The organism is Arthrobacter sp. UYEF3 (assembly GCF_040546245.1).
Classification (GTDB): domain Bacteria; phylum Actinomycetota; class Actinomycetes; order Actinomycetales; family Micrococcaceae; genus Arthrobacter.
In genome coordinates this window covers 1-7399 of the sequence record NZ_JBEPNK010000048.1, presented here as the reverse complement: position 1 = coordinate 7399, position 7399 = coordinate 1, and the positions used below count along the sequence as shown (strand labels likewise).

8 protein-coding genes and 1 pseudogene are annotated in these 7399 nt (G+C 63.8%); 8 read left to right on the top strand and 1 reads right to left on the bottom strand.

The genetic code is table 11. The annotated features are described in order from the left end of the window. The 4 genes and pseudogenes from ABIB14_RS18460 to ABIB14_RS18445 all read left to right on the top strand — a co-directional run. Nucleotides 1-243: pseudogene (locus tag ABIB14_RS18460) on the top strand (IS982 family transposase); the annotation flags it as partial. Nucleotides 244-601: 358 nt separating this feature from the next. Continuing rightward, nucleotides 602-1189, top strand: a complete 588-nt coding sequence (locus tag ABIB14_RS18455; protein WP_354237357.1) for a recombinase family protein — start codon at nucleotides 602-604, stop codon at nucleotides 1187-1189. Further along, nucleotides 1186-2637, top strand: a complete 1452-nt coding sequence (locus ABIB14_RS18450; RefSeq protein ID WP_354237356.1) for a TnsB C-terminal domain-containing protein — start codon at nucleotides 1186-1188, stop codon at nucleotides 2635-2637. The genes ABIB14_RS18455 and ABIB14_RS18450 overlap by 4 nt, the downstream gene beginning before the upstream one ends. A gap of 20 nt (nucleotides 2638-2657) precedes the next feature. Continuing rightward, complete coding sequence (locus ABIB14_RS18445; RefSeq protein WP_354237355.1) at nucleotides 2658-3548, top strand: AAA family ATPase; 891 nt, start codon at nucleotides 2658-2660, stop codon at nucleotides 3546-3548. An 807-nt stretch (nucleotides 3549-4355) separates the two neighbouring features. On the opposite strand, the gene ABIB14_RS18440 is transcribed toward ABIB14_RS18445, so the two are convergent. Continuing rightward, complete coding sequence (locus tag ABIB14_RS18440; protein ID WP_354237354.1) at nucleotides 4356-4640, bottom strand: YnfA family protein; 285 nt, start codon at nucleotides 4638-4640, stop codon at nucleotides 4356-4358. 167 nt (nucleotides 4641-4807) lie between these two features. Between ABIB14_RS18440 and ABIB14_RS18435 the strand changes: the two genes are divergently transcribed. The 4 genes from ABIB14_RS18435 to ABIB14_RS18420 all read left to right on the top strand — a co-directional run bounded on the left by ABIB14_RS18435 (nucleotide 4808) and on the right by ABIB14_RS18420 (nucleotide 7035). Beyond that, complete coding sequence (locus ABIB14_RS18435; protein ID WP_354237353.1) at nucleotides 4808-5473, top strand: TetR/AcrR family transcriptional regulator; 666 nt, start codon at nucleotides 4808-4810, stop codon at nucleotides 5471-5473. 79 nt (nucleotides 5474-5552) lie between these two features. Further along, nucleotides 5553-5834 carry a hypothetical protein gene (locus tag ABIB14_RS18430; protein WP_354237352.1) on the top strand — a complete coding sequence of 94 codons (282 nt, stop codon included), beginning with the start codon at nucleotides 5553-5555 and terminating at the stop codon, nucleotides 5832-5834. 451 nt (nucleotides 5835-6285) lie between these two features. Then, nucleotides 6286-6522: a hypothetical protein gene (locus tag ABIB14_RS18425; protein ID WP_354237351.1), complete on the top strand. Its 237-nt coding sequence runs from the start codon at nucleotides 6286-6288 to the stop codon at nucleotides 6520-6522. Nucleotides 6523-6732: 210 nt separating this feature from the next. Then, on the top strand, nucleotides 6733-7035 hold the full coding sequence (locus ABIB14_RS18420; protein ID WP_354237350.1) for a DUF4193 domain-containing protein: 303 nt from the start codon (nucleotides 6733-6735) through the stop codon (nucleotides 7033-7035). Nucleotides 7036-7399: the final 364 nt, after the last annotated feature.

Sequence of the window (7399 nt, the reverse complement as noted above, 5' to 3'; positions counted from 1 at the left end):
CCGCACCAGTCCGGCTACAACAAACGGGTCCGCGCGGCAGGGCCGCTCATCGCCGCGGCCATCACGGCCCTGGCCCGGGACACCCCGTCCTGGCACGAGGTCCTGCGCCTTCTCGACTCCACCCCGGTGCCCTGTGGCATGTCCCGGGAAACGGTCAAACGATCCGATCTGTCCGGCCACGCCGGGTATGGTTACTGCGCCTCTCACTCCCGCTATTTCTGGGGATTCCGGCTCTACCCGGTTCGGGCTTACCCCCACACGTGGACTTGGCCGCCGGCCCTTCTGAACGCGGCTGATCAGAGAGCAGGGCACCCGACAGGAGCGCAGGTGCGCCACCGAGCAGTCATCAACGCCGCCACAAAGCGATCCCTTGCGGGCTGCACGGTGCGCCAAATAGCGCTGTGAAAAGGCCGCCTTTTATCGCCGGAAGTCACAGTCCCGGTGAGGGATCCCCTTGCGGGCTGCCCCCTGCGCCAAATAGCGCTGTGAAAACACCGCCATGTATCGCTGAAAGTCACACGCCCCGTGTCTTGGAAAGATGTCTCACCATGAACCGTCTCAGACGGGTGCCGGCCGGGGGTTTCTGAGGCACAATGGCGGGGTGAGACATTTGGGATACACGCGTGTGAGTACGTCGGGCCAGGACGCGAAGTTGCAGCTCGATGCATTGGTCGACGCCGGGGTGCAGAAACGGGACGTGTTCGCCGATGTCACCTCCGGAAGCAAGTCCGCTATTGAGCGGCCCGGGATGAAGAAGCTCCTCGGGTATGTGGAGCCTGGTGACACCGTCGTGGTATGGCGGGTAGACCGGCTCGGGCGATCCTTGATCGATGTTTTGAACACGGTGAACCTGCTGCGGGAACGCGGTGTGCACCTGAGGTCCATCTCGGACGGCATCGACCCGGCGACCTCGACCGGGCGGATGATGCTGAACATGCTCGCGACTTTGGCCGAGTATGAGCGGGAGTTGATCGTCGAACGGGTAAACGCGGGCATCGCCGCGGCGAGACAGGGCGGAACCCGCTTCGGCCGGCCCCTGTCCGACCCGCTCATCATCGCCGACAAGCTCGCGATCGCCTCGGACGCCCGCGCGAAGGGACGCTCCGCTGAGGACGCGGCCCGGCTCGTCGGCTGGAGCCGCGCGACGCTCTACCGCCACCGGCAGGCGGCCGAAGACCGCCGGGCATGAAGCATCAGCTCTCGGCCGAAGACCGTGCGGCACTGCTCCGGCAGCACCTTGATGACGGTGTTCCCCTCGCCAGGATCTCCGGTCAGGCCGGCATCCCCCTCCGCACGCTGCAACGGTGGACAGCAGGATTCCGCGCCGGCGGCTCGGTCGCGGCCTTGGGCCGCCAGCCACGCTCGGACCGCGGGAGCCATTCGCTCCCGCCCGACATCGTGGGCGCGATCGAAGGCCTCGCGCTCCGCCGGCCGGCGCCGACCATCGCGTTCATCCACCGACGGATCGGGGCCGTGGCGCTCGACCGCGGCATTCCCGCCCCCGGCTACTCGACGGTCCGGGCGGTCGTTGCCGCCATCGATCCCGGACTTCGCACCATCGCACTCGAAGGAGACACCGCGTACCGGGACCGGTTCGAGCTGGTCTACCGGCGCACCGCCAGCCACGCGAACGAGCAGTGGCAGTGCGACCACACCGAGGTGGACATCGAGATCGTCGACGCCGCCGGTGCCCGGGCGCGTCCGTGGCTGACCGTGGTACTCGATGACTACTCCCGCGCCGTCGCCGGCTACACCGTCTTTACCGGTGCGCCGACCGCGCTTCAGACCGCCCTTGCCCTTCACCAGGCCGTGCAGCGCAAGAAGCATCGGGCCTGGCCCGTCATGGGTCTGCCCGATGTCCTCTACAGCGATCATGGCGCCGATTTCACCAGCACCCACCTTGAACGGGTCTGCCTTGACACCCACATCCGCCTTATCCATTCCGTCCCTGGCGTGCCGCAGGGCCGCGGGAAGATTGAGCGGTTTTACCGCACCATCACCGACGGGCTCCTGCCGCACCTGCCCGGCTTCATCCCGCACGGCAGCCGCGGGACCCCGGTGACCGCACCGACGATGACCCTCGAGCAGCTCGACTCCGCGCTCGAGCGGTTCATCGTTGAGGAATACAACCACCGCACGCACTCCGAAACCGGAGAGGTCCCGAACGCACGCTGGCAGGCCGGCGGCTGGATCCCCAGAATGCCGGCCCGGCCCGAGGACCTGGACCTCCTGCTCCTGACCGTCGCACACCAGCGCATCGTCCACCGCGACGGCATCCACTTCAACGGCCTGCGCTACCTGGACCTCACACTTTCCGCCTTCGTCGGCGAGGCCGTCACCATCCGCTACGACCCCCGGGACATGGCCGAGATCCGCGTCTGGCACCAGGACACCTTCCTCTGCCGCGCCATCACCCCGGAACTCGCCGCAGGAACCATCACCTTCAAGCAGCTCAAGGCGGCCAGGTCAGCCCGCCGGAACGACCTGAAGAAACAGCTGCGCACCAAACTCAGCCTCGCCGATGCCCTCCCGGTCGATGACCGCTACGCGCCGCCGGCCCCCGCCGAACCGACAGGGGTCCGTCATCAGCGTACGGATGTGCAGGAGCATCGGCTTCGCACCTACGCCGAAGACTGACCCCCAGGAGAGGAACCCCCATGCCCGCCGAGGACGAGAATGACGACGGACGCCGCTTCCTCTTCAACGGCCTCGGCGAGATTTCCGCCGCCCCGCCACCGGTCCCGCCCGACACGCCGCCATTTCTTATCACCAAGGAGCACCGGCGCTTCACGAAGTTTGCCACCGCGGTGCGCACCAACCGCCACATCGGCGTTTGCTACGGGCCGCCCGGCGTCGGTAAAACCCTTTCAGCACGCGCCTACGCCGGCGCGACCGAATGGGAACAATGGCAACGGACCGGGCAAACCAACACCGAGCCCGTCCCTGCCCGCGTACTCGAAGCCAGAACAGCGTTCTGGACCCCCACCGTGACCATCAGCCCCCGGGAGATCGACCGGCAACTACCCCGGATCTGCCAAAGAATCTCCTGGGCAGCCGAATACACACTGGAAGGCAACATCGACGTCTTCGAGCACCGCGACTCCCGGGCCTCCGGCCTGACCGAACTCCTCATCATCGACGAGGCCGACCGGCTCAAACCACCAGCACTCGAGCAAGTCCGGGACTACTACTACCGCCACACCATGGGCGTCATCCTTATCGGCATGCCCGGCATCGAAAAACGCCTCGCCCGCTACCCCCAGCTCTACAGCCGCATCGGCTTCGCCCACCACTATCGAACCCTCAGCACCGACGAACTCACCTTCGTCCTCACGAACCGCTGGCAGGAACTCGGCCTAAGTATCGACCCTCAGGACTTCACCGACGCCGAAGCCGTCGCCGCCGTCGCCCGCATCACCAACGGCAACTTCCGGCTCATCCAGCGCCTCTTCACCCAAATCACGCGCATCCGCGACATCAACCAGCTCAACAGCATCACCAAGGAAGTCGTTGAAGCAGCCCGCGAAACCCTGCTCATCGGCACGTGACCGCGCCAAATAACGCCGCGAAATACACGCCAAATACCGCGGAGAATTACACCCGGTGTCCGCGACGATTCACGGAACTATGCGCAGTCTCATTAATATGTCTCACTGCGAATCTTCGCAGTATAGAGAAAATTTGGCCTTTGATGATCATTGGGCAGCCGGCATGAGGAGCATCGGTTATCGGAGCCGGTCGTATCCGCTCAGGCGGGCGGTGCCTCTGACAAGCTCCACTGACATGGGTAGATCTGAGTCTGCGTGATGTGGTGAGGTGTCGCCATACTAAACGCGGGACCTGGGCGGTCCGGCAGGAAGTGCCCAGACAAGCGCCTGTCCGCATCGTTTCGGCCGGCAAATAGGGAAAGCCCCTTAGAAGGGGCCTTCAGCGGGTTGGTAAGGTGATCTTCGGTAATCCTCAGCGGCGATGTGCTCATCCTCCCCGGACGCTGTGTGCGCTCCAGCCGGTTTCCGTAGGTTAAAACTCTAATAAATGCCCTGGCTGATCGTCCAGCGACATGACCAAGAATTTTCCCGCTCCCAGTAAGACGCTTCGTCCGCTTGGACCACGCTTCTGCCGCCCGACGGGCCCCACCCCGACCGCCGATCGTCAGTGGTCTGAGCCGAATACACGCACGGCGGCCCGCATCAGCTGGCGGAGGGAAACCCTCCAGCCCGTCTTCCACGTGATGATTGTGTACTGGACCCGGGGTCAGCCGGAGTTGTGGGTAGGGAACATGATTATGGCCACCCCTGGCAGGCCGATTATCGAGTCGGTAATGTCCCACCGGTACGGCCGGAAACCGTGGAAAATCATCTCCATGCCGGGGACCCAGCCACGAATACGCCTCCATAGGCGGCGAGTATGCGGCCGAAGTGCGCTGGGGGCTGCGGGGTGGCTGCGGGGTGGCAGCGAGGTCGCGGAGGGTTGTGGGTCACGGCCCCGTTGCGGACCACTACCGGTCTGTGTCTACGCGGACCGCCTGCCACAGAAGCCACGGCCTGCCGATCTCGGCTGCAGCGGTCAGGACCAACAGCAGCATTGTTTTTTGCGATAGTCACGGATTCTTCCGGCGGTGCCCCCGGCGGCTCATCCATGCACGGCCTCACCGGCCACCTGCTTCTTCTTTGAGCTGAATCCGGGCCGCAAGTCTGCCTCGGGCAGCAGCGGGCGTCCGACTCACAGTCAACTTCGCGGGCCACATGCAAAACGATCTGTCGTGCCGTACTGACCGGTCTGTCTGATTTGTTGTAGTGTTCCTGTGATGGGACACGCATCGAGTTTTGCACCTGAGCAAATTGCCGACTATGCCGATCCGCGGCAGGTTCCCGCTGGCGCGCGTGAGCGCATAATCGTCGCAGCCTGCGAATTGTTCGGACAGCGTGGCATCCGTGATGTCGGCGTAGCTGAGCTTATTTCTCAGGCAGGGGTAGCCAAGGCGACGTTCTACGCGCACTTCGCCTCCAAGGATGATCTGGTGCTCGAATTCTTGGAGCGCTGCCATCAGGAACTGACCGTCGAGCAAATTATCGTTGAAACCAGAAGGCGGACAGAGGGCCCCATCGGGCGATTGCTGGCTATTTTCGATGTTCTGGACGAATGGTTCCATCAGGATGAATTTCAGGCTTGCGCCTTCGTGAGCACGATGCTGGAAATGGGGGTTACTCATCCTCTCGGGGCGGCTTCCGTCGATTATTTGTCCCAGGTAAGGGCGTTTATCCAGATGCTGGCCAAGGAGGCGGGACTTGACCAACCGGACGTATTTGCCCGGTCCTGCCACATTCTGACAAAGGGCTCCATCATCTCAGCGGTCGAGGGTGACCAAGAGGCGGCGGTGCTGGCCAAACGAATGGCCGCGTCCCTCATCTCCGACCACGGAGGCGCCGCTGCCCTGGCCTCCAGGACATCCCTGACCACCGCCAGACCATAGGTTCTTCCCCGCTTTGGTGGGGTGGACTAATGCCACTGCAGACATATGCCTAAGCGACGGAAAGCAGGAATGAACAGAGATGGAGACCTTGGACTACGCGCATTTCGTTCAGGACTGCATCGCCGCCGATACGACGGAAGATCAGCGGCTCACAGACGATGAAATGTATGGTCTGTACCTCAGCTGGTGTTTCCTCCACCACCTACGACCTGCCACCTGCAAGTCGTTCTGGGCGGCGATGTCCAGTTTGGGATTTCACCAGCGGCGCAAAAGCAAGCGCCGTTATATCCGGCCGGGTCTACGGATGACCGGCCCGGCCGCGGTGGACTACATACTCGCCAACCGCCCCAGCCTGCTCTAACGAATACGACCGCGCGCTTAGCTGGCTTTCCGTGGCGGGTGCTCCGGTCGTTGTCTCTGGACGGGAAGGTCCGTGGGTCTGCTGCGATCGATGTTCCAGCGGGAACCATCGTCGTAGGGAGCCCAGAGTGAGGACATACGCCGGACCGGCCGGTGCCGCGGGAATATTTTTGGCACCGTATTGAAGGCCCGTTCTTAGCGGCGCGGAAAGGAAAATCGCAATGATCATTCAGCAAGCGGCCCCCCAACACAGAGGGAAAGTGGATGGCCAGCCGCGCAGCCGGGATGCCCGCTGGAAGTCGGTCGCCGGAATATGCCGTCAAGCCGCCCACCACGCGGGGCGCCCGGAAGTAACAGTGGCCAAAGCCTCCACGATCAGAGGGCAGGACGCTGCTCCCTGCGGTTTGTCCGGACCCTGCCCATGAAAAGCCCGACCATGTTGGAGGAAAGCAGTGGACGACGATGAGATCCGGGAAATCGGAGAAGCTGCGGCACGGCTTGAGTCCGCAAAACCTGAGGGACAGGAGATCACCGGGCTGTACACTGCCATGGCTGCCGCTGTCAGCCATGGCAAAGCCGTCAGGGACGTCGCCGCGGCGGCGCACCTGACGGCTTTGGAGGTGCTGGACGCCGCCGACGCAGCCCTCTATCCCCGCCCTGTCTTGCCCCCACAAGAAATGGCCGGCTGAGCGCCTTGTCTCCACAAGGAGCCCGGGGCGGAGGATCCGGCAGCCTCACCCCCACGAATCCAATCGAATTAGAGGACCCCCTGATGTCGCGGGCGACCCCGTACCGGACGTATTAGTTCCTCGACACCCCGCGCTCTGCACCGGGGACCAGCTGCGGCACGCCGTGCGCTGCACCGGCCCGTCGGCACACAAGAAAAGAGAACAACCTAAATGGCTACCGATTACGACGAAGTTCGCTCGGACGTCAAGGAATCCCAGGAGAATTCCTTGGAGGCCCTGCAGTCAGCGAACGCGCCCGACGCCCGCAGCGTCGTCCTGGAACTCGAGGAGACTGACGGCTTGGACGGGGCCGGTGTCCCGGGCGGTGAGTTCATCGCTGAAGAGCTGATCGTCCAGGTCGTCCCGCAGGCCGCGGACGAGTTCACCTGCTACTCCTGCTTCCTGGTGCGGCACCGCTCACAGATTGCCCGGCAAAAGGACGGCCACGCATACTGCACCGACTGTGAAGGCTGAGCCCGCCGGCGGCCCCGGTCACCTGTACGTCGGTTCACGCGCAGGTCCGATCCATCATTTTCACCATTTATGGAACCCACCGTTCCGGCTGAACGCCCGGTCCCGGGGCCGTCCCCGGGGGTACTTGGCTCTGACGCTAGCCCACCAACGTTCCACCTCTGAGGGGGCGCTGTATGTTGATGCGGATAGTGGAGGTGTCTATTTTGGACGTTTTATGGGCCGTCCGGTCCACCCGGGGGGAGACCGGTGCCCGCAGGTACCAGGGCTCCTGAATATTGGCTTCCAAGGAGGCCACGTGTGGTGCGGGTCAGAGCCACCTCCCTAAACCACGGATCGTGTCGTTCAGAGCCACGGTTGGTGTGGT

Bases quoted from the DNA above. Each gene is read 5' to 3' on its own strand.
- ABIB14_RS18450 (WP_354237356.1), top strand. From the start codon at position 1,186: ATGAAGCATCAGCTCTCGGCCGAAGACCGTGCGGCACTGCTCCGGCAG.
- ABIB14_RS18445 (WP_354237355.1), top strand. From the start codon at position 2,658: ATGCCCGCCGAGGACGAGAATGACGACGGACGCCGCTTCCTCTTCAAC.
- ABIB14_RS18440 (WP_354237354.1), bottom strand. From the start codon at position 4,640: ATGGATGAGCCGCCGGGGGCACCGCCGGAAGAATCCGTGACTATCGCA.
- ABIB14_RS18435 (WP_354237353.1), top strand. From the start codon at position 4,808: ATGGGACACGCATCGAGTTTTGCACCTGAGCAAATTGCCGACTATGCC.
- ABIB14_RS18430 (WP_354237352.1), top strand. From the start codon at position 5,553: ATGGAGACCTTGGACTACGCGCATTTCGTTCAGGACTGCATCGCCGCC.
- ABIB14_RS18420 (WP_354237350.1), top strand. From the start codon at position 6,733: ATGGCTACCGATTACGACGAAGTTCGCTCGGACGTCAAGGAATCCCAG.